Annotated in this window: 22 protein-coding genes and 1 other annotated feature; of the genes, 10 read left to right on the forward strand and 12 right to left on the reverse strand. The window is 56.8% G+C overall.

Annotated elements, in window-relative coordinates; all coding sequences use genetic code 11:
- Positions 1–183: 183 nt before the first annotated feature.
- The 3 genes from clpB to rluD form a co-directional block, all read right to left on the reverse strand.
- Entirely contained in the window at positions 184–2,757 is a 2,574-nt protein-coding gene (gene clpB, locus ACP39K_RS13490) for an ATP-dependent chaperone ClpB (RefSeq protein ID WP_025301647.1), read from the reverse strand.
- 130 nt (positions 2,758–2,887) lie between these two features.
- Positions 2,888–3,619, reverse strand: coding sequence for a purine nucleoside phosphorylase YfiH (gene yfiH, locus ACP39K_RS13495; protein ID WP_147882777.1), 732 nt, complete (start codon positions 3,617–3,619; stop codon positions 2,888–2,890).
- Positions 3,619–4,596, reverse strand: a complete 978-nt coding sequence (gene rluD, locus ACP39K_RS13500; protein ID WP_028127833.1) for a 23S rRNA pseudouridine(1911/1915/1917) synthase RluD — start codon at positions 4,594–4,596, stop codon at positions 3,619–3,621. The genes yfiH and rluD overlap by 1 nt, the downstream gene beginning before the upstream one ends.
- A gap of 131 nt (positions 4,597–4,727) precedes the next feature.
- Between rluD and bamD the strand changes: the two genes are divergently transcribed.
- From bamD to pheA, 4 genes are all read left to right on the forward strand, one after another.
- On the forward strand, positions 4,728–5,459 hold the full coding sequence (bamD, locus tag ACP39K_RS13505) for an outer membrane protein assembly factor BamD (RefSeq protein WP_004932456.1): 732 nt from the start codon (positions 4,728–4,730) through the stop codon (positions 5,457–5,459).
- Positions 5,460–5,771: 312 nt separating this feature from the next.
- Positions 5,772–6,113 (forward strand): ribosome-associated translation inhibitor RaiA, encoded by a 342-nt coding sequence (gene raiA / locus ACP39K_RS13510; protein WP_004932457.1) that lies wholly within the window; start codon positions 5,772–5,774, stop codon positions 6,111–6,113.
- A 122-nt stretch (positions 6,114–6,235) separates the two neighbouring features.
- Positions 6,236–6,362, forward strand: a sequence feature (Phe leader region).
- Positions 6,237–6,284, forward strand: coding sequence for a hypothetical protein (locus tag ACP39K_RS13515; RefSeq protein ID WP_101428074.1), 48 nt, complete (start codon positions 6,237–6,239; stop codon positions 6,282–6,284). Its footprint overlaps the feature before it by 48 nt.
- A 42-nt stretch (positions 6,363–6,404) precedes the next feature.
- Positions 6,405–7,562, forward strand: coding sequence for a bifunctional chorismate mutase/prephenate dehydratase (gene pheA, locus ACP39K_RS13520; RefSeq protein ID WP_033641293.1), 1,158 nt, complete (start codon positions 6,405–6,407; stop codon positions 7,560–7,562).
- A 53-nt stretch (positions 7,563–7,615) separates the two neighbouring features.
- Here the strand turns inward: pheA and tyrA are convergent, their stop codons facing one another.
- Both tyrA and ACP39K_RS13530 read right to left on the reverse strand, forming a co-directional pair.
- A complete protein-coding gene (gene tyrA / locus ACP39K_RS13525) occupies positions 7,616–8,737 on the reverse strand; it encodes a bifunctional chorismate mutase/prephenate dehydrogenase (RefSeq protein WP_497008579.1) in 1,122 nt (373 codons plus the stop codon).
- 3 nt (positions 8,738–8,740) lie between these two features.
- Positions 8,741–9,817, reverse strand: coding sequence for a 3-deoxy-7-phosphoheptulonate synthase (locus ACP39K_RS13530; RefSeq protein WP_033641291.1), 1,077 nt, complete (start codon positions 9,815–9,817; stop codon positions 8,741–8,743).
- A 495-nt stretch (positions 9,818–10,312) separates the two neighbouring features.
- Here ACP39K_RS13530 and ACP39K_RS13535 point away from each other — a divergent pair, with 495 nt between their 5' ends.
- The 4 genes from ACP39K_RS13535 to ACP39K_RS13550 all read left to right on the forward strand — a co-directional run bounded on the left by ACP39K_RS13535 (position 10,313) and on the right by ACP39K_RS13550 (position 12,333).
- The gene (locus ACP39K_RS13535; RefSeq protein WP_028127834.1) at positions 10,313–11,077 is read left to right on the forward strand and encodes a DUF481 domain-containing protein; all 765 of its coding nucleotides are present in this window, start codon (positions 10,313–10,315) and stop codon (positions 11,075–11,077) included.
- Between the two features lie 243 nt (positions 11,078–11,320).
- The gene (locus tag ACP39K_RS13540) at positions 11,321–11,542 is read left to right on the forward strand and encodes an HP1 family phage holin (protein WP_016929019.1); all 222 of its coding nucleotides are present in this window, start codon (positions 11,321–11,323) and stop codon (positions 11,540–11,542) included.
- Positions 11,526–12,041 carry a lysozyme gene (locus ACP39K_RS13545; protein ID WP_497008580.1) on the forward strand — a complete coding sequence of 172 codons (516 nt, stop codon included), beginning with the start codon at positions 11,526–11,528 and terminating at the stop codon, positions 12,039–12,041. Before ACP39K_RS13540 ends, ACP39K_RS13545 begins: the two co-directional genes overlap by 17 nt.
- A gap of 64 nt (positions 12,042–12,105) precedes the next feature.
- Positions 12,106–12,333: an ogr/Delta-like zinc finger family protein gene (locus tag ACP39K_RS13550; RefSeq protein WP_048795269.1), complete on the forward strand. Its 228-nt coding sequence runs from the start codon at positions 12,106–12,108 to the stop codon at positions 12,331–12,333.
- Between the two features lie 143 nt (positions 12,334–12,476).
- Here ACP39K_RS13550 and rplS read toward each other — a convergent pair whose 3' ends face one another.
- The 5 genes from rplS to ffh all read right to left on the reverse strand — a co-directional run bounded on the left by rplS (position 12,477) and on the right by ffh (position 16,093).
- On the reverse strand, positions 12,477–12,833 hold the full coding sequence (rplS, locus tag ACP39K_RS13555) for a 50S ribosomal protein L19 (protein WP_015376707.1): 357 nt from the start codon (positions 12,831–12,833) through the stop codon (positions 12,477–12,479).
- A 48-nt stretch (positions 12,834–12,881) separates the two neighbouring features.
- Positions 12,882–13,649, reverse strand: a complete 768-nt coding sequence (trmD, locus tag ACP39K_RS13560) for a tRNA (guanosine(37)-N1)-methyltransferase TrmD (RefSeq protein ID WP_033641288.1) — start codon at positions 13,647–13,649, stop codon at positions 12,882–12,884.
- Positions 13,650–13,701: 52 nt separating this feature from the next.
- Positions 13,702–14,250 carry a ribosome maturation factor RimM gene (gene rimM, locus ACP39K_RS13565; RefSeq protein WP_019455135.1) on the reverse strand — a complete coding sequence of 183 codons (549 nt, stop codon included), beginning with the start codon at positions 14,248–14,250 and terminating at the stop codon, positions 13,702–13,704.
- Between the two features lie 18 nt (positions 14,251–14,268).
- Positions 14,269–14,517 carry a 30S ribosomal protein S16 gene (gene rpsP, locus ACP39K_RS13570; RefSeq protein ID WP_004932501.1) on the reverse strand — a complete coding sequence of 83 codons (249 nt, stop codon included), beginning with the start codon at positions 14,515–14,517 and terminating at the stop codon, positions 14,269–14,271.
- Between the two features lie 214 nt (positions 14,518–14,731).
- On the reverse strand, positions 14,732–16,093 hold the full coding sequence (gene ffh, locus ACP39K_RS13575) for a signal recognition particle protein (RefSeq protein ID WP_004932504.1): 1,362 nt from the start codon (positions 16,091–16,093) through the stop codon (positions 14,732–14,734).
- A gap of 169 nt (positions 16,094–16,262) precedes the next feature.
- Here ffh and ACP39K_RS13580 point away from each other — a divergent pair, with 169 nt between their 5' ends.
- Complete coding sequence (locus ACP39K_RS13580) at positions 16,263–17,054, forward strand: cytochrome C assembly family protein (RefSeq protein WP_004932506.1); 792 nt, start codon at positions 16,263–16,265, stop codon at positions 17,052–17,054.
- Positions 17,055–17,096: 42 nt separating this feature from the next.
- Complete coding sequence (locus tag ACP39K_RS13585) at positions 17,097–18,386, forward strand: HlyC/CorC family transporter (protein WP_016929024.1); 1,290 nt, start codon at positions 17,097–17,099, stop codon at positions 18,384–18,386.
- Positions 18,387–18,451: 65 nt separating this feature from the next.
- Here the strand turns inward: ACP39K_RS13585 and luxS are convergent, their stop codons facing one another.
- Positions 18,452–18,967: an S-ribosylhomocysteine lyase gene (gene luxS / locus ACP39K_RS13590; RefSeq protein ID WP_004932513.1), complete on the reverse strand. Its 516-nt coding sequence runs from the start codon at positions 18,965–18,967 to the stop codon at positions 18,452–18,454.
- Positions 18,968–19,133: 166 nt separating this feature from the next.
- Positions 19,134–20,696 (reverse strand): glutamate--cysteine ligase, encoded by a 1,563-nt coding sequence (gene gshA, locus ACP39K_RS13595; protein WP_025301637.1) that lies wholly within the window; start codon positions 20,694–20,696, stop codon positions 19,134–19,136.
- Positions 20,697–20,747 lie beyond the last annotated feature (51 nt).

Below are 20,747 nucleotides of genomic sequence, written 5' to 3' on the forward strand. Positions count from 1 at the left end.
ATTGCAAAAAACTTTTCAAGCGTTCAAATAATCACCAAAAACGGCTTTTTAGGATATTTATTAGTCAAAAAATACCGGTTCTAGCACAGTAATAGCGGCAAACCCTGTAAATAGGGGCAAACGAAGATAAAGAAAAGGGAGCGGTCACCCGCTCCCTTTCATCTTTATTACGCTTAACTGTCGTTATTGGCGTGCAACGATATGGTCGTTTTCCACATCCAGCGTTACCAGCTTGCCGGGGATCAGCTTGCCAGACAGGATTTGCTGCGCCAGCGGGTTCTCGATCTCCTGCTGAATAGCACGTTTCAACGGACGCGCACCATACACAGGGTCGTAACCGGTTTTGCTCAACAGTGCCAGGGCCGGTTCGGTCATGGTCACTTCGTAACCGCGCTCTTCCAAACGTTTGTACAGACGCGACAGCTGAATCTTGGCGATCGCAGCGATGTGTTTCTCGCCCAGCGGATGGAACACCACCACTTCGTCGATACGGTTGATGAACTCCGGACGGAAGTGGTGACTCACCATCTCCATCACCGACTCTTTCATCTGCGCGTAGTTCATCTGACCGAAATGCTCCTGGATCAGATCGGACCCCAGGTTGGACGTCATGATCACCACAGTATTGCGGAAATCGACGGTGCGGCCTTGACCATCGGTCAGGCGGCCATCATCCAACACCTGCAACAGAATATTGAATACGTCCGGGTGCGCTTTCTCGACTTCATCCAGCAGAATCACCGAGTAAGGCCGGCGGCGCACGGCTTCCGTCAGGTAGCCGCCCTCTTCATAACCGACATAACCCGGAGGCGCGCCGACCAGACGCGAAACGGAGTGTTTCTCCATAAACTCGGACATGTCGATACGCACCATGGCGTCGTCGCTGTCGAACAGGAACGAAGCCAGTGCCTTGCAGAGCTCGGTTTTCCCCACCCCGGTCGGGCCAAGGAACAGGAACGAACCGATCGGCCGGTTAGGATCGGACAACCCGGCGCGGCTGCGGCGGATAGCGTTAGAGACCGCGCTGACCGCTTCGTCCTGGCCAATCACTCGCGAATGCAGCTCTTGCTCCAGACGCAGCAGCTTGTCGCGCTCGCCTTCCAGCATTCTGGCCACCGGGATCCCTGTGGCGCGCGCCAGCACTTCAGCAATCTCCGCATCGGTCACCCGGTTGCGCAGCAGCTTCATGCTCTTGCCTTCGGCCTGCGTGGCGGCGGCGAGCTGTTTCTCCAGCTCAGGGATCTTGCCGTACTGCAGTTCCGACATCCGCCCCAGATCGCCGACGCGGCGCGCCTGCTCCAGGGTGATTTTGGCCTGCTCGAGTTCCGCCTTGATGTTCTGAGTACCGGAGAGCGACGCTTTTTCCGCTTTCCACTCTTCTTCCAGCTCCGAATATTCGCGTTCTTTCTGCCCCAGCTCATCGCTGAGCATGTCCAGGCGTTTCTTACTGGCGTCGTCCGACTCTTTATTCAGCGCCTGCTGTTCCAGCTTCAACTGAATGATGCGGCGCTCAAGCCGATCGAGCGATTCAGGCTTGGAGTCCATCTGCATGCGAATGCTGGACGCCGCTTCGTCGATCAGGTCGATAGCCTTGTCCGGCAATTGACGATCGGCGATATAACGGTGCGAAAGCGTTGCCGCCGCCACGATGGCCGGATCGGTGATCTGCACGTGGTGGTGCAGTTCGTAACGCTCTTTCAGGCCGCGCAGAATAGCGATAGTGTCTTCCACGCTCGGCTCCGCCACATACACTTTCTGGAAACGACGCTCGAGCGCCGCATCCTTCTCTATATATTGACGATACTCATCCAGCGTGGTGGCACCGACGCAGTGCAGCTCGCCGCGCGCCAGCGCCGGCTTGAGCATATTACCCGCATCCATCGCGCCATCCGCCTTACCGGCGCCAACCATGGTGTGCAGTTCGTCGATAAACAGGATAACGCTGCCTTCCTGCTTGGCCAGATCGTTGAGCACGCCTTTCAGACGCTCTTCAAACTCGCCGCGGTATTTGGCGCCGGCGATCAAGGCGCCCATATCGAGGGACAATACGCGCTTGTGCTTCAGCCCTTCCGGCACTTCGCCGTTGATGATGCGCTGCGCCAGGCCTTCGACGATGGCGGTTTTACCTACGCCAGGTTCACCGATCAGCACCGGGTTGTTTTTGGTGCGGCGTTGCAGCACCTGAATGGTGCGACGGATCTCTTCGTCACGGCCGATCACCGGGTCAAGCTTGCCCTGCTCGGCGCGTTCGGTCAGATCGATCGTGTATTTCTTCAATGCCTGCCGTTGGTCTTCGGCGCCTTGGTCTTCCACGCTGTCACCGCCTCTCATTTGTTCAATGGCTTTGCTGATTTTGTCGGCCGTCGCGCCGGCCGCTTTCAACAAGTCGGTCAACGAGCCGCGGTCTTCCAGCACCGCAAGCACAAACAGCTCGGAAGAAATGAATTTGTCCGCGCGCTTCTGCGCCAGCTTGTCGCACAGGTTCAAAACGCGCACCAGCTCATGGGACGGTTGAACGTCGCCACCGGTGCCTTCTACCTGCGGTAAACGGGACAGCGCCTGTTCGATTTCGGTGCGCACGCGCCCGGCATCGATACCTGCGGAAGTTAATAGTGGACGAACCGTGCCCCCTTCCTGATTGAGCAGGGCGCTCATCAGATGTAGCGGTTCAATAAACTGGTTGTCGTGCCCAAGGGCTAGTGACTGGGCATCGGCGAGGGCAAGCTGGAATTTGTTGGTAAGACGATCCAGACGCATAACACCTCCAAGATGGGTCGAAATTGCTACTGGAGATTAAATGAGGTCATCCCTCAAATTTTCAAGGTTATCTCGACGCTAAATTTTCGGTACAACGCCATGCGTCGTTGGATCGTCCTAATTCAATAGGTTATATCAGCCAGATTAAACTTGCCAGACGTCCGGTTATTCCGTCGCGCCGATAGGAGAAAAAATGGCTCATTTCGTTAACCGTACAGCGGTCGCCGCCGTAGATGGCCTGAACGCCCGCACGCAACAAGCGTTGGCGAGCCAGCAAGTAGATATTAGCCAAAAACTTATCGCCGTGCGGGGTAAATGCCGCTGCGGCCTCAGCGTCTTCCGCCATGAAAGCGGCGCGCACCTCCGGCCCGACCTCAAACTGCTGCGGGCCGATCGCCGGCCCCAGCCAGGCGCTAATTTGGCCCGGCGCGGCGCTGAACGCCGCCACGGTTTGCTCCAGCACGCCGTGGCATAGCCCACGCCAGCCGGCGTGAGCGGCGGCCACTTCGTCGCCGTGCTGCGAGCAGAACAGCACCGGCAGACAATCCGCCGTCATCACGGCACACACCTGCCCCGGCACGTTGCTGTACACCGCATCCGCCCGCAGATCGGCGGGCGCTTGTCCCGTCAACGTCACCACGCGAGTGCCGTGCACCTGCTCGAGCCACACCGGCATCTGCGGCAAGCCGGCGGCGATAACCAATCGTTCCCGATTGCGCTTCACCGCTTGCTCCTCGTCACCGACGTGAGCGCCGAGGTTCAGCGAGTCATAAGGCGGCAGGCTGACGCCGCCGTGACGCGTGGTGCTGCAGGCCTTAACGCCGGCAGGCAACGGCCAGTCAGGCAGAATGAGCGAGCTCATTACCAGTCCATCTGATCTTTGAATTCTTCGGTGTCCGCCTTCAGCGCGTTGATCAGATCGACCATGTCCTGCGGCAGCGGCGCATGCCACTCCATCTGAATACCGCTAATCGGATGATACAAACGCAGCATAGTGGCGTGCAGCGCCTGACGGTCAAAACCGCGCAGCGTATTGATGAAGGCTTCCGAAGCGCCTTTCGGCGGACGCGGACGACCGCCGTACAGCGGATCGCCCACCAGCGGATGGCTGATATAGGCCATGTGCACGCGGATCTGGTGAGTACGGCCGGTTTCCAGGCGCAGGCGCAGGCGGGTGTGTGCGCGGAAGTGTTCCATGATGCGGTAGTGCGTTACCGCCGGTTTACCCATCGGGTGCACGGCCATATGGGTACGCTTGGTGGAATGACGCGCGATAGGCTCTTCTACCGTGCCGCCGGCGGTCATGGTGCCGATCGCCACTGCTTCGTATTCACGGGTGATTTCACGCGCCTGCAGCGCTTCCACCAGCCGGGTTTGGGCCGGCACGGTTTTCGCCACCACCATCAGGCCGGTGGTGTCTTTGTCCAGACGGTGCACGATGCCGGCGCGCGGCACGTCGGCGATTTCCGGGTAATGATACAGCAGCGCATTGAGCACCGTGCCGTCCGGGTTACCGGCGCCAGGGTGCACCACCAAATCGCGCGGTTTGTTGATCACCAGGATGTCGCTGTCTTCATAGACGATATCCAGCGCGATATCCTGTGGCTCCCAACGCGCCTCTTCTTCAATCTGTGCATCGATGGCGACGGTCTCTCCGCCCAGCACCTTCTCTTTCGGTTTGTTTGACGTTTTGCCATTGACCTTCACCCGATCGCCCAGGATCCACTCTTTTATGCGAGATCGTGAATAATCAGGGAACAATTCGGCCAAAGCCTGATCTAAACGTTGTCCGAGTTGAGATTCGGCCACCGTTGCGGTGAGTTGTACTTGTTGTGCCATATGCAGCTTCTTCGTTAACGTTGGGTTTTCACGGCGATGCCGTTTAATATAATGTGCTATTGTACCTGGTCTTTGTCGGGAGCTTAACGGACAGTCTCCCGGAATAACACCCTGAGGATAATCAAAACGTCATGACGCGTATGAAATATCTGGTGGCGGCAGCCACGTTGAGCCTGGCGCTGGCAGGTTGCTCCACATCCAAGGATGCGGTTCCCGACAACCCACCTTCGGAAATCTATGCTACCGCGCAGCAAAAACTGCAGGACGGTAACTTCAAGGGCGCGATTACGCAACTCGAAGCGTTAGATAACCGCTATCCTTTCGGGCCGTATTCCCAGCAGGTCCAGCTGGATTTGATTTACGCCTACTATAAGGCCGCCGACTTGCCGATGGCTCAGGCATCCATCGATCGCTTCATGCGTCTGAACCCGACGCACCCGAACATCGATTACGTGATGTACATGCGCGGCCTGACCGACATGGCGCTTGATGACAGCGCGCTGCAGGGCTTCTTCGGGGTTGACCGTTCTGACCGCGATCCTCAGCACGCTCGCGCTGCGTTCCGCGACTTCAGCCAGTTGATTCAGCAATACCCGAACAGCCAATACGCGACCGACGCCAACAAGCGTTTGGTGTATCTGAAAGACCGCTTGGCCAAGTATGAGCTTTCGGTGGCGGAATACTACACTAAACGCGGTGCTTACGTCGCGGTCGTTAATCGCGCCGAGCAGATGTTGCGTGAATTCCCGGATACCAAAGCGACGCACGACGTGTTGCCGCTGATGGAAAATGCCTACAAGCAGCTGCAGCTGAACGGCCAGGCAGACAAAGTGGCCAAAGTGATCGCCGCCAACCCGCAATAAGCGCGCGTCGGCAACGGCAGAAAAGCAAAACGGCAGCCTCGGCTGCCGTTTTCATTGGCGTCGACCTGGTTTTCACTGGAAAAATACACAAGTAAAAACACGGTGTTAGCTAGTGCTCCTCACCGGTCAACTCATCAATAATGCGCCATCCGGCGACAACTCTCAAGCATTAGATAGCCAATTCAAATGCTGAATCACAGATTGAACTAACTTTGCAAAAAGTGACAAAAAATCGTGATTTACATCACGCATTTAAACAAAAAGCGGGGTATGCTGAATTCACCAAGACGGAAAGACAGAGAGGTAAGTTATATGACATTGAACATTACCAGCAAACAAATGGATATCACTCCCGCAATCCGCAATCACGTCGAAGACCGTCTCACCAAACTGGAAAAATGGCAGACCCAGCTGATTAACCCGCATATTGTCTTATCCAAAGAACCGCAAGGGTTTGTCGCCGATGCTACCATTACCACGCCTAACGGCCCGCTGGTCGCCAGCGCCAAACATGATGACATGTATACCGCCGTTAATGAGCTGATCGCCAAGCTGGAGCGCCAGCTGAACAAGGTGCAGCACAAAGGCGAAGCGCGCCGCTGCAATGCCAGCGTGAAAGACATCGTGCCGGAAGTCACGCAAGAGCAGGAATAACCGTCCGAATGCGGTTGCCGCATCAAACGCGCCCGAGGGCGCGTTTTTTGTCGGGTATTTTTGTTGACGGGGTAAAAGCCAGCGGTTACTTTAAAACCTGTTCGCATTAACCTTAGGTAGACCATGCCACGCACACCGTTTTTCTTCGCATTCTTTTTTACCTTCCCCTGACTGGGAGGCGTTTCGTCGTGTAAGAAAGAATGCGAAGACGAACAACAAGGCCTCCTGGAAACAGGAGGCTTTTTTTATGGCTGTTTTACAACGAATAAGAATTGAAGGCGGAAGCTGATTATGACTGACAACCCGTTATTGGTGCTGCGCGAGCGCATCAGCGCACTGGACTTGAAACTGTTGGCCCTGCTGGCGGAACGCCGTGAACTGGCGATCGAAGTCGGCAAGACCAAGCTGCACTCTCACCGTCCGATCCGCGACAAAGAGCGCGAACGCGATCTGCTGGATGCGCTGATCGCCGCCGCCAAACCCTACGACCTGGACGGCTTCTACGTCACCCGCCTGTTCCAACTGATTATCGAAGATTCCGTCCTGACCCAGCAGGCGCTGCTGCAGCACCAGCTCAACCCTGTCAGCCAACACGCCGCACGCATCGCCTTCCTCGGCCCGAAAGGCTCTTATTCACATCTGGCGGCACGCCAATATGCCGCCCGCCATTTCGATCGGCTGATCGAATGCGGTTGCCAGAAGTTTCAGGATATCTTCGCCCAGGTGGAAACCGGCCAGGCGGACTACGCAATTTTGCCGATCGAGAATACCAGTTCCGGTTCGATTAACGAGGTGTACGATCTGCTGCAGCACACCAGCCTGTCGATCGTCGGCGAACTGACCAACCCGATCGACCACTGTGTTCTGGTGGCCGGCGATAGCGACCTGAGCCAGATTGAAACCGTCTACAGCCATCCGCAGCCGTTCCAACAGTGCAGCCAGTTCCTTAACCGCTTCCCGCACTGGAAAATCGAGTACACCGAAAGCACCGCCGCGGCGATGGAGAAAGTCGCCAAGCTGAATTCGCCGAAGGTGGCGGCGCTGGGCAGCGAGGCCGGCGGCGCGTTGTACGGGCTGCAGGTGCTGGAACACAACCTCGCCAACCAGCAGCAGAACATCACTCGCTTCATCGTCCTAGCGCGCAAAGCGATCGACGTATCTGAACAGGTGCCGGCCAAAACCACGCTGATTATGGCGACCGGCCAGCAATCCGGCGCATTGGTCGAAGCGCTGCTGGTTCTGCGCGACAACGGCATCATCATGACCAAACTGGAATCACGCCCGATCAACGGCAATCCGTGGGAAGAGATGTTTTATATCGATGTGCAAGCCAATCTGCGTGCCGACGCGATGCAAAAAGCGCTGCGCGATCTGGCGCCAATCACCCGCTCGCTGAAGGTACTGGGCTGTTACCCAAGCGACACCGTGGTGCCGGTCAACCCATCCTGAAACCATAAAAAAGGTTCGGCCAAGCCGAACCCTTTACGTTTACCGCCCGCGTTTTACTGTCGGCTGTCGTTAGCCTGCCGCAACAGCGTGCGGCTCTCCACCAGGAAGCGTTGGGCGTAATCGCCGAACCAGTGCTCCACCTTGCGGAAACTGTCGATAAACGCCTGTTTGTCGCCATGCTCCAACAGCTTGATCGCCTCGCCGAAGCGCTGGTAGTAACGCTTAATCAGCGCCACGTTTTCTTCCGACGACATGATGATATCGGCGTAAAGTTGCGGATCCTGCGCAAACAGGCGGCCAACCATCGCCAGCTCCAACCGGTAGATCGGCGAGGAGAGCGCCAGCAACTTCTCCAGTTGCACGTTCTCTTCCGCCAGATGCAACCCGTAGGCGAAGGTGGCGAAGTGCCGCAGCGCCTGAATAAACGCCATGTTCTGATCGTGTTCGACCGCGCTGATGCGATGCAGCCGCGCGCCCCACACCTGCAGCTGCTCAAGCAACCATTGGTAAGCCTCCGGCTGGCGGCCGTCGCAGTAAACCACTACCTGCTTCGCCACGCTGCCCACGTCCGGGCCGAACATCGGGTGCAGACCGACCACCGGGCCGCTGTGCGCCGCCAACATCGCATGCAGCGGACGGTTCTTCACCGACGCCAAATCCACCAGAATACAGTCGGCAGGCAGCGTCGGCAGGCGGCTTATCACCTGCTCGGTCACATGGATCGGCACGCTGACGATCACCATGCCGGCGTCTGCCAGCAGCTGTTCCGCCTGCGGCCAATCTTCCTGATCCAATACCCTGACCTGATAACCCGACAGCGTCAGCAAGCGGTTGAACAGCCGGCCCATCTGGCCGTTGCCGCCGATGATGACGATCGGCCGCAGCTGCGGACACAGAGTTTTAAAGCCTTTATCATTCTCGCTGACGTACGATTCGCGCATCACGCGGCGCAAGACGTCCTCGATCAGATCCGGCGGCACCCCGAGGTTTTCCGCCTCCTGGCGACGCGAGGCCAGCATCGCGGCTTCGCGCTCCGGTACGTAAACCGGCAGGCCATGACGGCTTTTGACTTCGCCCACTTCCGCTACCAGATGCAGGCGTTTCGCCAGCAGATCCAGCAGCGCTTTATCCACCTCATCGATTTGATCGCGCAGCGCGGTCAGTTCAGCCACCATAACTTACTTTTCTCCCGTGCGAGCCGTCAGCGCAGCGCCGAGTTCCTGATGCATATGACGCAGCAGAGTTTCCGTGCTCTCCCAGTTGATGCAGGCATCGGTGACGGACACCCCGTAACGCATGTCTGCACGCGGCTGTTCGGAAGACTGGTTGCCCTCATGCAGATGGCTCTCCAGCATGATGCCGGTGATCGAACGGTTACCCGCCTTGATCTGCTCCACCACGGACTCGGCAACCGCCGGCTGACGGCGATAGTCTTTATTCGAGTTGCCATGGCTGCAATCTATCATCAAGGACGGATGGAGTCCCGCCTCAAGCATCTGTTTTTCACAGGCCGCAACGTGCTCAGCGCTGTAGTTCGGGGTTTTGCCGCCGCGCAGGATCACGTGTCCGTCCGGGTTGCCCTGCGTCTGCAGCAGGCAAACCTGGCCTGCCTGGTTGATGCCGACGAAGCGGTGCGGCATAGCGGCGGCGCGCATGGCGTTGATGGCGGTACCCAAGCTGCCGTCGGTGCCGTTTTTGAAGCCGACCGGCATCGACAGGCCGGAGGCCATTTCGCGGTGCGTCTGAGATTCGGTGGTGCGCGCACCGATCGCCGACCAGCTGAACAAGTCCCCCAGGTACTGCGGGCTGTTCGGATCCAACGCTTCGGTAGCCAACGGCAAGCCCATGCCCACTAAATCCAGCAACAGGCGACGCGCGATATGCAAGCCTGCTTCAACGTCAAACGAACCGTCCATGTACGGATCATTGATCAAACCTTTCCAGCCGACAGTGGTTCTGGGTTTTTCAAAGTAGACGCGCATAACGATATACAGCTGATCGCTCAAGTCAGCCGCCAGGGTTTTCAAACGACGGGCGTAGTCCAGCGCCGCGTCCGGATCGTGGATCGAACAAGGCCCGCATACCACCAACAGGCGATGATCGCGCCCCTGCAAAATGTTGGCGATAGTGTTGCGCGCAGTGGCGATCTCATTTTCGTCGTCGGCGCTGAGCGGGAATTGGTTCTTCAGCTCCTCCGGCGTGATGAGAATCTGTTCTGCACTGATGTGTACGTTATTGAGCGCGTCTTTTTGCATGATGCTATTCCTGTCGTTTGGCGTTATGCGTTGAAATGGAACATTGAGCGTTTCAGGGCTCTACCCTATCACGATATGTAAAGTTTTCAATCCATTTTCCGTAAATAAAAAATTACCGCAATTATCCTGATTAAATCACCTTTGAAAAAGAGTTGGGAAAACCAATTAAAATACAATAAATACATGAACTTAATAAATCAAAAAAACCTTCACCACACCTTAACCATCCGGTCTAAGAAAAATGAATATATGTAAATTTATTTGTACACATGATTTTACAGCGAAGATACGCCCCCGATCTCGGCACCGACGCCTGTGCGAAGCAGGATCAGCACGAAATGCCGCCAAAAGCGATGATTTTAAGTAGAAGAAAAGCGAATAAATGAGGGATAAAAATTAAAAACTTAAGCTAATGGCGGCTATTTTTGTCGCCGAAATGAACCGATATAATGTGATCGTCATCAACAATAATTCCCCTTAACAACTGGATCCAAGATGCTCTCTTCTCGCGCTCGTCGCGCTTTTCCGCTGTATATTTGCTGCTTAACGACTTTCACCAGTGTTTCAGCCCTTGCCGACAATACGCTTTTCACCGCGATGGACGATCCGGCCACCGCCAAGAAACCGTTCGAAGGCAACGTGCAGGCGGGCTACAACGCCCAGTCAGGCAACTCGCAGAGCTCCACCCTGTTGGCCAACACCAACATGACCTGGTTCAATAGCGACGCGGCGTACAGCCTGTGGGGGGCGGCCAACAACACCACCTCCTCCAACGTGCGCTCGTCCGAAAAATACCAGGCCGGTGGCCGTACGCGCTATAACCTGACCGATCGCAACTACCTGTTCGGTCAGGCCAGCTGGCTGAGTGACCGTTTCAACGGTTACGACTCACGCTCCACGCTGACCGGCGGCTACGGCCGTCAACTCCTTAACGGGCCGCTCAGTGACCTGCGGGTGGAATTCGGTCCCGGCGTGCGCCATGACGAGTACCATGGCGGCGGCCGTGCGACCAAGGGGCTAGCCTATGGTGCGGCCAACTATTCCTATCAGTTGACCGATAACACCAAGTTCATTCAGGGCGTTTCCGCGCTGGCGAACGAAGAAACCACGCTGAACTCGGAAAGCGCGTTGAACGTGGCGATCAACGATCGCTTCTCATTGCGCGTGGCTTACACCGTGACCTACAACAGCAAACCGCCGGCCTCGGCGCCGAAGAACACCGACACGACGACCTCGGTCACGCTGGTCTACGGCCTGTAATCTCCCCCCATTATTTCTCGAAGCCCATCATCGATGGGCTTTTTTTATGCCGGCCGCCCTCTTTTGCACAATCTGCTAAAAATATTCATCCCACCCATTGACGACTTTAGCAAATAGCTTAATACTGTATGCATATACAGTAATTATCATACAGACCAGGAGCATGATGGATATCGATAGCGAGCTCTCACGCATCGATGCCTCCGGCTCCCGAGATTCTGTAAACGAAGCGAGCATAAGGCTATGGAGAAAATCACCTCATTCATCACCTACGCCATGGCGCTGTTTCTCGCCTGGCTCGGCAAGCTGTCTCCGCAGGACATTGCCTTTTTAGTCGGTGCGGCGGTAGGCATCGGCACGTTTCTGGTGAACTGGTACTACCGACGTAAAAGCCTGCAGATCTTGAAGGCCATTGAGCGCAATGCGACATCTCGGAGGAACATTTACGATGAGTGCAACCGTTAAGCGCTGCAGCGTCGCCGCCGTTTTGGCCAGCGCCGTGCTGTTGCCGTCATTTGGCGAGCTGCAAACCTCAGAAGCCGGCCTCAGGCTGATCGCCGATCTCGAAGGTTGCCGCCTATCGCCTTACCAGTGCAGCGCCGGGGTGTGGACGCAGGGCATTGGGCACACCGCTGGCGTCATCCCTGGTAAAGCGATCGATGAACGCAAAGCCGCGATGGATTTGGTCGACGATGTTCGCCGCACCGAGCGCGGCATGGCCGCCTGCCTGCCGGATACGCTCTCGCAACAAACCTATGATGCGGTGATCGCTTTCGCCTTCAATGTGGGCGTCAGCGCAGCCTGCCGCTCTACGCTGGTCGCGCTGCTGCAACAGCGCCAGTGGCGGCAGGCCTGCGATCAGCTGCCACGCTGGGTTTACGTAAACGGAAAGAAAAACAAAGGGCTGGAACAGCGACGCGCCATGGAACGCGCACTGTGCTTGCAAGGCATTGCCTCATCATGACGGGCTCGCTCGCCTAAGTGGTGATGCCACACCAATTTCACTTAATTTGTTCAAGGGGGTTCTTATGATGCACTGTCCATTATGCGGTCACGTGGCCCACACTCGCTCCAGCCGCTATTTGAGCGAGTCGACCAAAGAGCGTTACCATCAATGCCGCAACATCAATTGCAGCTGCACGTTCGCCACGCACGAATCCGTCGCACGGGTGATCGTCAAACCTGGCGATGACATTATCCCGGCGCAGCCTCACCCGCCGGAGAGTCAGCAGAAACACAGCGCCGTAGCGCTGTAATGCAAAAAGCCTGCTTATGCAGGCTTTATTATGTTGGCGGTGCGCAGACGAAATCTCGCAAATGCAACCTGTCGAGGTTTTAAGATAAAAAAAGGGGTTGGCATAGGCCAACCCCTGATAACTATTAACTTTTGGATGCAGCGTTAGTTAACGCGGTTCAGACGCTCTTTGATACGAGCAGCCTTACCAGTACGTTCACGCAGGTAGTACAGTTTAGCTTTACGAACGGCACCACGACGTTTAACAGTAATGCTGTCGATTACTGGGGAGTGAGTCTGGAATACGCGCTCAACACCTTCGCCGTTGGAAATCTTACGAACAGTGAATGCAGAGTGCAGACCGCGGTTACGGATAGCGATAACCACGCCCTCGAATGCCTGCAGACGTTTTTTGCTACCTTCAACGACCCATACCTTCACTTCCACGGAATCACCCGGACGGAATGCAGGTACGTCTTGTTTCATCTGCTCTTGTTCAAGTTGCTTAATAATGTTGCTCATAATATGTCTCTTACCCTAGGTAAACTGATATATCGGTCCCGTCTGATGTCAGACGTTTCCTTCATAGTCCTGTTGCCTGGCCTGATGTTCCCGTTGGAACTCAGCCAGCAACACCGCTTGCTCGTCAGTCAGAGCTAGGCTTTCTAGAAGTTCAGGTCTTCTAAGCCAGGTTCGGCCCAGCGACTGCTTTAAGCGCCAGCGACGTATCTCGGCATGGTTGCCCGACAGCAGAACCGGCGGTACCTCCATCCCTTCCAACACCTCGGGGCGGGTATAGTGCGGGCAGTCCAGCAATCCGTCGGCGAAGGAGTCTTCCTCCGCTGAGGCCTGATGGCCCAGCACACCCGGTATGAAACGGGCGACTGAATCAATCAGGGTCATCGCCGGCAGTTCCCCGCCGCTGAGAACGTAATCGCCGATTGACCATTCTTCGTCAATTTCGGTTTGGATTACGCGCTCGTCTACCCCTTCGTAACGGCCGCACACCAGAATCATCTTCTGATTGGCCGCCAGTTCGCACACGCCGGTTTGATCCAGCTTGCGCCCCTGAGGTGACAGATAAATCACCTTTGCTCCCTCGCCTGCCGCTGCTTTCGCCGCATGAATGGCTTCCCGTAAAGGTTGCACCATCATCAGCATTCCCGGGCCGCCGCCGTAAGGGCGATCGTCCACGGTGCGATGCCGGTCGTAGGTGAAGTCGCGAGGACTCCAACACTGCACGCTCAGCAGGCCATTTTTTACTGCCCGGCCAGTCACCCCGTAATCGGTGATAGCGCGGAACATCTCAGGAAACAGGCTTACAATACCGATGAACACAAGCCAATCCCCTTACCGTTATTCCACTTGCTTCGACCGTTTGATCCGGGGGTCAAAAACCAGGATCCCAATCTGCCTCAATCACGCGGGCAGTGAGATCGACTTTCTTGATAACCTGCCCATGAAGAAACGGAATCAACCGCTCCTTCATGCCGAACGCATCTTTCAGGTTCGCTTTCACAACCATCACATCGTTCGAGCCGGTTTCCATCATATCGATGACTTTACCCAGCTCGTAGCCGGCGGTGGTGACTACCTGGCAGCCCATCAGGTCTTTCCAGTAGTAATCGTCACCCTCCAGCGGAGGAAGTTGCTCAGAATCCACCATAATCTCGCGATTAGTCAGCAGATTCGCCGCGTCCCGATCGTCAATGCCTTTGACCTTGATGATCAGATCCTGACTGTGGCGCTTCCAGTCTTCCAACTCGATATGCTGCCACTGACCCGCCTGCTGGATAAACCACGGCTGATAGTCAAAAATGCTTTCGGCGTTCTCGGTGGATGAAAACACTCTGAGCCAACCACGAATGCCGTAAGCGGACCCCATTTTACCGAGTACAATCGGCTGCTTAGGCGCTACCGGTTTGAGTTGCTTGCTCATTGCCACCACCGCGACAGATTAAGCTGCTTTCTTAGCGTCTTTGATCAGCGCGTGAACGCGATCAGAAACGGTTGCACCCAGACCAACCCAGTGCTCGATGCGGTCCAGGTCCAGACGCAGTGCTTCAGCCTGACCGGAAGCGATCGGGTTGAAGAAGCCTACGCGCTCGATGAAACGACCATCACGAGCGTTGCGGCTGTCGGTCACTACTACTTGATAGAACGGACGCTTTTTAGCGCCGCCACGTGCCAAACGAATTGTTACCATAACATCCTCTTTAGTTAATAAAACAGCCGGGCCCCATTGAGGGACGGGGCCCGGTTGCAATATAAAAAGCCCGAAAATTTTACTCATTTTGGCGCAAAAAGCAATCTAAAGCGTCGATCGCAGGGGACAACTTTTGCAGCCTGTCAAATTCCGGGCGGTTTTCACCGCGAACGGCGAATGCTGAAAGCGCCCGCACTCAGCGTGCGGGGGCCCGTCAGCGGCCTGGGAAGCCCGGCGGCATCATGCCTTTCATGCCGCGCATCATCTTCGCCATACCGCCTTTCTTCATCTTCTTCATCATACGCTGCATTTCGTCGAACTGCTTCAGCAAGCGGTTGACGTCCTGCACCTGCATGCCGGCCCCCATCGCGATGCGGCGCTTGCGCGAGCCCTTGATGATTTCCGGTTTGGCGCGCTCTTTCAGCGTCATCGAGTTGATGATCGCCTCCATGCGCACCAGCACTTTGTCGTCCATCTGCGATTTGACGTTGTCCGGCAGTTGGCCGGCGCCCGGCAGCTTGCTCAGCATGTTGGCCATGCCGCCCATGTTGCGCATCTGCTTGAGCTGCTCCAGGAAGTCGGTCAGATCGAAACCGTCGCCCTTCTTCAGCTTGTTGGCCAGCTTCTCCGCCTGCTCGCGGTCGACCTTGCTTTCGATATCTTCGATCAGCGACAGCACGTCGCCCATGCCCAGGATGCGCGATGCCACGCGATCCGGGTAAAACGGCTCCAGCGCTTCGGTCTTCTCGCCGACGCCGAGGAACTTGATCGGCTTGCCGGTGATATGGCGGATGGACAACGCGGCACCGCCGCGCGCATCGCCGTCGACCTTGGTCAGCACCACGCCGGTCAGCGGCAGCGCTTCGTTAAACGCCTTGGCGGTATTGGCGGCGTCCTGGCCGGTCATGGCGTCGACCACGAACAGGGTTTCCACCGGCTTGATCGCCGCGTGCACCTGTTTGATCTCGTCCATCATCGCTTCGTCAACGTGCAAGCGGCCGGCGGTATCGACAATAAGGACATCGTAGAACTTCAGCTTGGCCTGTTGCAGCGCGCGATTGACGATGTCGATCGGTTTTTCTTTGACGTCAGACGGGAAGAAGTCGATGCCGACGCCTTCCGCCAGCGTTTCCAGCTGTTTGATCGCCGCCGGGCGATAAACGTCCGCGGAAACCACCAACACTTTCTTCTTCTGTTTTTCTTTCAGGAACTTGCCGAGCTTACCGACGCTGGTGGTTTTACCGGCGCCCTGCAGGCCCGCCATCAGCACCACCGCCGGCGGCTGAGCCGCCAGATTCAGCTCGGTGTTGACTTCGCCCATCGCGGCGATCAGCTCGCCTTTGACGATCTTGACGAACTCCTGCCCCGGCGTCAGGCTCTTGTTGACTTCATGGCCAACCGCGCTCTCTTTGACGCGGTTGATGAAGTCGCGCACCACCGGCAGCGCGACGTCCGCTTCCAGCAATGCCATACGCACTTCACGCAGGGTTTCCTTGATATTCTCTTCGGTCAGCCGCCCGCGGCCGCTGATATTGCGCAACGTGCGCGACAATCGATCGGTTAAATTTTCAAACATCGTCTCATGCTCAACGTGTAATGACAGGCCGCTCCGGCGACACAATTGCGCCGATGATAACACGAAGCGCGCAGGATCTCTGCCTCAGCGTTGGAGATAGGTTGGAGTGAAACGCGCGCAACGCTATACTGACACTCCAATTAACCACGCCGAAGCAAAATTAAACGTTATGCCAGTTTTCTCCATTGTGGCTTTGATGGCCTACCTGCTCAGCCTTGGACTGATCATTCCCAGCTTGTTGCGGAAGAACAGCGCATACCGTCGGCTCGCCCTCGTCTCGGCGGTGGTGGCGTTGATTTGCCACGCCATCGCGCTGCAGCAGCGCATCTTTGACGTCAGCGCTGGGCAGAATCTCAGCCTGCTGAACATTGGTTCTATCGTCAGCCTGATCATCTGTTCGGTGATGACCTTCGTCGCTTCACGCGATCGCGGCTGGTTCCTGCTGCCGATCGTCTACAGCTTCGCGATGATCAATCTGGCCTTCGCCAGCTTCATGCCCGGCGAGTTCATCACTCACCTGGAAGCCAGCCCGGAATTGATGGTGCATATCGGCCTGGCGCTATTCTCTTACGCCACCCTGATCATCGCCGCGCTCTACGCCTTACAGCTCGCCTGGCTCGACTACCTGTTGAAAAACAAGAAGCTGACCTTCAGCGCCGACATGCCGCCGCTGATGAGCATCGAGCGCAAGATGTTCCATATCACCCAGATCGGCGTGGTGCTGCTGACGCTCACCCTGTGCACCGGCCTGCTGTACATGGATAATCTGTTCAGCAAAGAAAACGTGCATAAAGCCGTGTTGTCGATCATGGCCTGGTTCGTGTATATCGTGTTGCTGTGGGGCCATTACCATGAAGGCTGGCGCGGCCGCCGCGTCGTCTGGTTCAGCTTCGCCGGCGCCTTCCTGCTGACGCTCGCCTACTTCGGCAGCCGTCTGATTCAACAGGTGATGGTGCGCTGAGCCAGCCCGGTTCAACTTTCCCTCTCTATAAGGAATACTGCATTGGAGCATGTGTCGACGGGGACTCTCATCATTATCCTGGTGATCATGATCGTGGTCTCCGCTTACTTCTCCGCTTCCGAAACCGGCATGATGACGCTCAACCGTTATCGCCTGCGTCACCTGTCCAAACAGGGCAACCGCTCGGCGCGCCGGGTGGAGAAGCTGCTGCAAAAACCGGATCGGCTGATCGGCCTGGTGCTGATCGGCAACAACCTGGTCAACATCCTTGCCTCGGCGCTGGCGACCATCGTCGGCATGCGGCTGTATGGCGATCTGGGCGTGGCGATTGCGACCGGCATACTGACTTTCGCCGTGCTGCTGTTCGCCGAAGTGCTGCCGAAAACCTTCGCCGCGCTCTATCCGGAACGCATCGCCTTCCCCAGCAGCGTCTTGCTGGCGCCGTTGCAAAAGGTGATGTTCCCGCTGGTCTGGCTGCTCAACGGCATCACCAGCCTGACCTTGCGCCTGTTCGGCATTCGCACCAACGTGCGCATCAGCGACGCCGTCAGCAAGGATGAGCTGCGCACCATCGTGCGTGAATCCCAGTCGCAGATCTCCCGCCGCAATCAGGACATGCTGATCTCGGTGCTGGATCTGGAAAAGGTGACGGTCAACGACATCATGGTGCCGCGCACCGAGATCGTCGGCATCGACGTCAACGACGACTGGAAGTCGATCATGCGCCAGCTGACCCACTCGCCACACGGCCGCATCGTGCTGTATCGCAGCTCGTTGGACGATGCGATCGGCATGCTGCGCGTGCGCGAAGCCTATCGCCTGATGACCGAGAAAAAAGAGTTCAACAAAGAGAACCTGCTGCGCGCCGCCGATGAGATCTACTTCGTACCGGAAGGCACGCCGCTCAACGTGCAGTTGGTGAAGTTCCAGCGCAATAAAGAGAAGGTCGGCATCGTGGTCGACGAGTACGGCGACATTCAGGGCCTGGTCACGGTGGAAGACATTCTCGAAGAGATCGTCGGCGATTTCACCACCTCGATGTCGCCGACGCTGGCGGAAGAAGTCACGCCGCAGAGCGACGGTTCGGTCTTGATCGACGGCACCGCCAACGTGCGGGAGCTGAACAAAGCCTTCAACTGGACCTTGCCAGCCAATGAAGCCCGTACCGTCAACGGTATGCTGCTGGAAGAACTGGAAGAGATCCCCGAAATCGGCACACGGGTGCGTATCGGCCATTACGATATCGACATCCTCGACGTGCAGGGCAACATGATCAAACAGGTGCGAGTCACGCCGATCACCTCGCTGCAGTCCAGCGTCGGCCATCACTGACCGCCGGCCAGAACGTAAAAAAGACGCGAAATCGCGTCTTTTTTGTTTCTGCGGGAAACGTACGGTCAGATATGCAGCTCCTGCAGCTTCTCTTTCGGCAGCGCCAGCTCGTCGTTGTGGTTCACCACCACGCCGTTATCCAGAATGTGCTTGGCGATTTCCTGCGCTTCTTCCAGCGAGTGCATGTGGTAGGTACCACACTGGTACTCGTTCAGCTCAGGGATCTTGCGCTGGTCGGTCACTTTCAGCACGTCGGCCATCGCCGCTTTCCAGGCATCGGCAACGCGCTGCTCTTCCGGCACGCCGATCAGGCTCATGTAGAAACCGGTGCGGCAGCCCATTGGGGAGATGTCGATAATCTCCACGCCCTGGCCGTTCAGGTGGTCGCGCATAAAGCCGGCGAACAGGTGTTCCAGCGTGTGAATGCCGCGTTCGGGCATCACTTCCAGGTTCGGGCGGCAAAAGCGCAGATCAAATACCGTGATGGTATCGCCATGAGGCGTTTTCATGGTTTTCGCAACGCGGACAGCCGGGGCTGCCATACGGGTATGATCGACGGTAAAGCTATCCAGCAATGGCATTTCGCTACCTCCTCGTAAAAGAGCATTTATTTCGAAACTTTTTTTCCTAACCGGGAAACCTTTTCCAACCCTGCGAGTCTGAGTATGTGAAAGACGCGCATTTGTTATCATCATCCCTGTCATCAGAGATGCATATTTGGCCACATTGATGTGGCCTTTTTCTTTTTCAGCTTCCGCCGTTTTGCTTCAGGAACGCTTCAAAGCTTAGCGTATCATTGGCTTCTATGTCGCGTTGACGCTGCCAAGAAGCTTCCCGCTCTTTATCCAGCTCGGCTTCGTTCAGGATTTCCAACGGCTCTTCCAGCAATGTCTGGCGATACTGCTCCGCCAGCTGCAGACCGACGCGCCCGGTGCCTTCCGCCTTCATCGCCTTCAGAATGCGCGCGGAGAAGGTCAGCTCAGGGTCGTCAAATGCGGCGACCAGCTCATCGCACACCTGCTGGTATTGACGGTTGCCGGCTTCGCCGTCCAACACTTCCGCGACCCGACGCAGATCGGCGAACAGCGCCTTGCCCACGTTTTCCAGCGGTTCATGGCTGGCGCCACAGCCGATGCCGATGGTCTGGCCCGGCTTGCGTCCTTCCAGAATCACCCGGTTCCAGTTCTTGCGCGTGCACAGCAGTTCATCGCTGCTCATCTCCGGCGCATCGGCCAGCGCGCACCACACCAGGAACAGATCCAGGAAACGCGCCTGCACCGCATCCACGCCGATCGGCGAGAACGGGTTGATATCCAGCGAACGCACTTCGATGTATTCGATACCGCCGCGCAGCAGCGCGTCTGACGGCGTCTCGCCGCTTTTGGTCACGCGCTTCGGCCGGATCGGCGCATACAGCTCGTTTTCGATTTGCAGCACGTTACTGTTCAACTGCAGGTAGCGGTCACCCTCTTTCACGCCCAGCTTGGCGAACTCTTCGGAAGGCGTAACGATCGCCCGCTTCAAACCGGCCACATAGCTGTGCAGATCGTTGAAGGTGATGCCCAGATTACTCTGCGACTTGTTGGTGTAACCCAGGTCGCTCAGACGCAGCGAGGTGGCGTACGGCAGATAGCACATCCCCTGCTCGGTGCGTTCGAACGGCAGAGTGGTCTCGCGTCCTTTGAGGAACGAAGAACAAATGGCCGGCGATGCGCCGAACAAATACGGGATCACCCAACCGAAACGGTAATAGTTGCGGATCAGGCGGAAATACCCCGCCGAGATCTGCTCTTTACCACTTTCTGCGTCCTGCACGCCAGCCCAGGCCTGCCAAAACTCCAGCGGCAGCGAGAAGTTGTAGTGCACGCCGGAAATGGTCTGCATCAACGCGCCATAGCGATTCTTCAACCCTTCGCGGTACAGCGTCTTCATGCGGCCGATGTTTGAAGAACCGAACTGCGCCAGCTCAATATCCTGCTCGGCTTCGATAAAGCACGGCATGCTGAGCGGCCACATGCGCTCATCGCCAATATTGCGCGCCACGTAGCGATGAATATCGCGCAGGAACGTCAGCAGGTGATCGATATTGTCATCAACCGGCGTAATGAACTCTAACAGCGCCTCGGCGAAATCCGTGGTGATCCAGTGGTGCGTCAATGCCGCCCCCAGCTTTTCCGGATGCCCGGTAGTCGCCAAGGTGCCGTTCGGCGTGACTCGCAGCGTTTCACGCTCGATGCCGCGACGAATGCCTTTTAATGCCTGAGGATGGGCTTCCAACCAAGAAAGCGCCTGTGATACGTCCGGGATCAAATTGACCTCCCGCTTCTAAAAACAATAACTCGTAAGCATACTGAATCCGCA

The sequence above is a fragment of the Serratia sp. EC4 genome, from assembly GCF_059652115.1.

Excerpts from the sequence above, each read along its gene's own strand:
- luxS (WP_004932513.1), bottom strand. The coding sequence starts at position 18,967 with ATGCCATTGCTGGATAGCTTTACCGTCGATCATACCCGTATGGCAGCC.
- raiA (WP_004932457.1), top strand. The coding sequence starts at position 5,772 with ATGACATTGAACATTACCAGCAAACAAATGGATATCACTCCCGCAATC.
- ACP39K_RS13545 (WP_497008580.1), top strand. The coding sequence starts at position 11,526 with ATGAGTGCAACCGTTAAGCGCTGCAGCGTCGCCGCCGTTTTGGCCAGC.
- ACP39K_RS13530 (WP_033641291.1), bottom strand. The coding sequence starts at position 9,817 with ATGCAAAAAGACGCGCTCAATAACGTACACATCAGTGCAGAACAGATT.
- rpsP (WP_004932501.1), bottom strand. The coding sequence starts at position 14,517 with ATGGTAACAATTCGTTTGGCACGTGGCGGCGCTAAAAAGCGTCCGTTC.
- ACP39K_RS13540 (WP_016929019.1), top strand. The coding sequence starts at position 11,321 with ATGGAGAAAATCACCTCATTCATCACCTACGCCATGGCGCTGTTTCTC.
- bamD (WP_004932456.1), top strand. The coding sequence starts at position 4,728 with ATGACGCGTATGAAATATCTGGTGGCGGCAGCCACGTTGAGCCTGGCG.
- ffh (WP_004932504.1), bottom strand. The coding sequence starts at position 16,093 with ATGTTTGAAAATTTAACCGATCGATTGTCGCGCACGTTGCGCAATATC.
- rimM (WP_019455135.1), bottom strand. The coding sequence starts at position 14,250 with ATGAGCAAGCAACTCAAACCGGTAGCGCCTAAGCAGCCGATTGTACTC.
- tyrA (WP_497008579.1), bottom strand. The coding sequence starts at position 8,737 with ATGGTGGCTGAACTGACCGCGCTGCGCGATCAAATCGATGAGGTGGAT.
- ACP39K_RS13550 (WP_048795269.1), top strand. The coding sequence starts at position 12,106 with ATGATGCACTGTCCATTATGCGGTCACGTGGCCCACACTCGCTCCAGC.
- yfiH (WP_147882777.1), bottom strand. The coding sequence starts at position 3,619 with ATGAGCTCGCTCATTCTGCCTGACTGGCCGTTGCCTGCCGGCGTTAAG.
- ACP39K_RS13535 (WP_028127834.1), top strand. The coding sequence starts at position 10,313 with ATGCTCTCTTCTCGCGCTCGTCGCGCTTTTCCGCTGTATATTTGCTGC.
- ACP39K_RS13580 (WP_004932506.1), top strand. The coding sequence starts at position 16,263 with ATGCCAGTTTTCTCCATTGTGGCTTTGATGGCCTACCTGCTCAGCCTT.
- clpB (WP_025301647.1), bottom strand. The coding sequence starts at position 2,757 with ATGCGTCTGGATCGTCTTACCAACAAATTCCAGCTTGCCCTCGCCGAT.
- rluD (WP_028127833.1), bottom strand. The coding sequence starts at position 4,596 with ATGGCACAACAAGTACAACTCACCGCAACGGTGGCCGAATCTCAACTC.
- rplS (WP_015376707.1), bottom strand. The coding sequence starts at position 12,833 with ATGAGCAACATTATTAAGCAACTTGAACAAGAGCAGATGAAACAAGAC.
- pheA (WP_033641293.1), top strand. The coding sequence starts at position 6,405 with ATGACTGACAACCCGTTATTGGTGCTGCGCGAGCGCATCAGCGCACTG.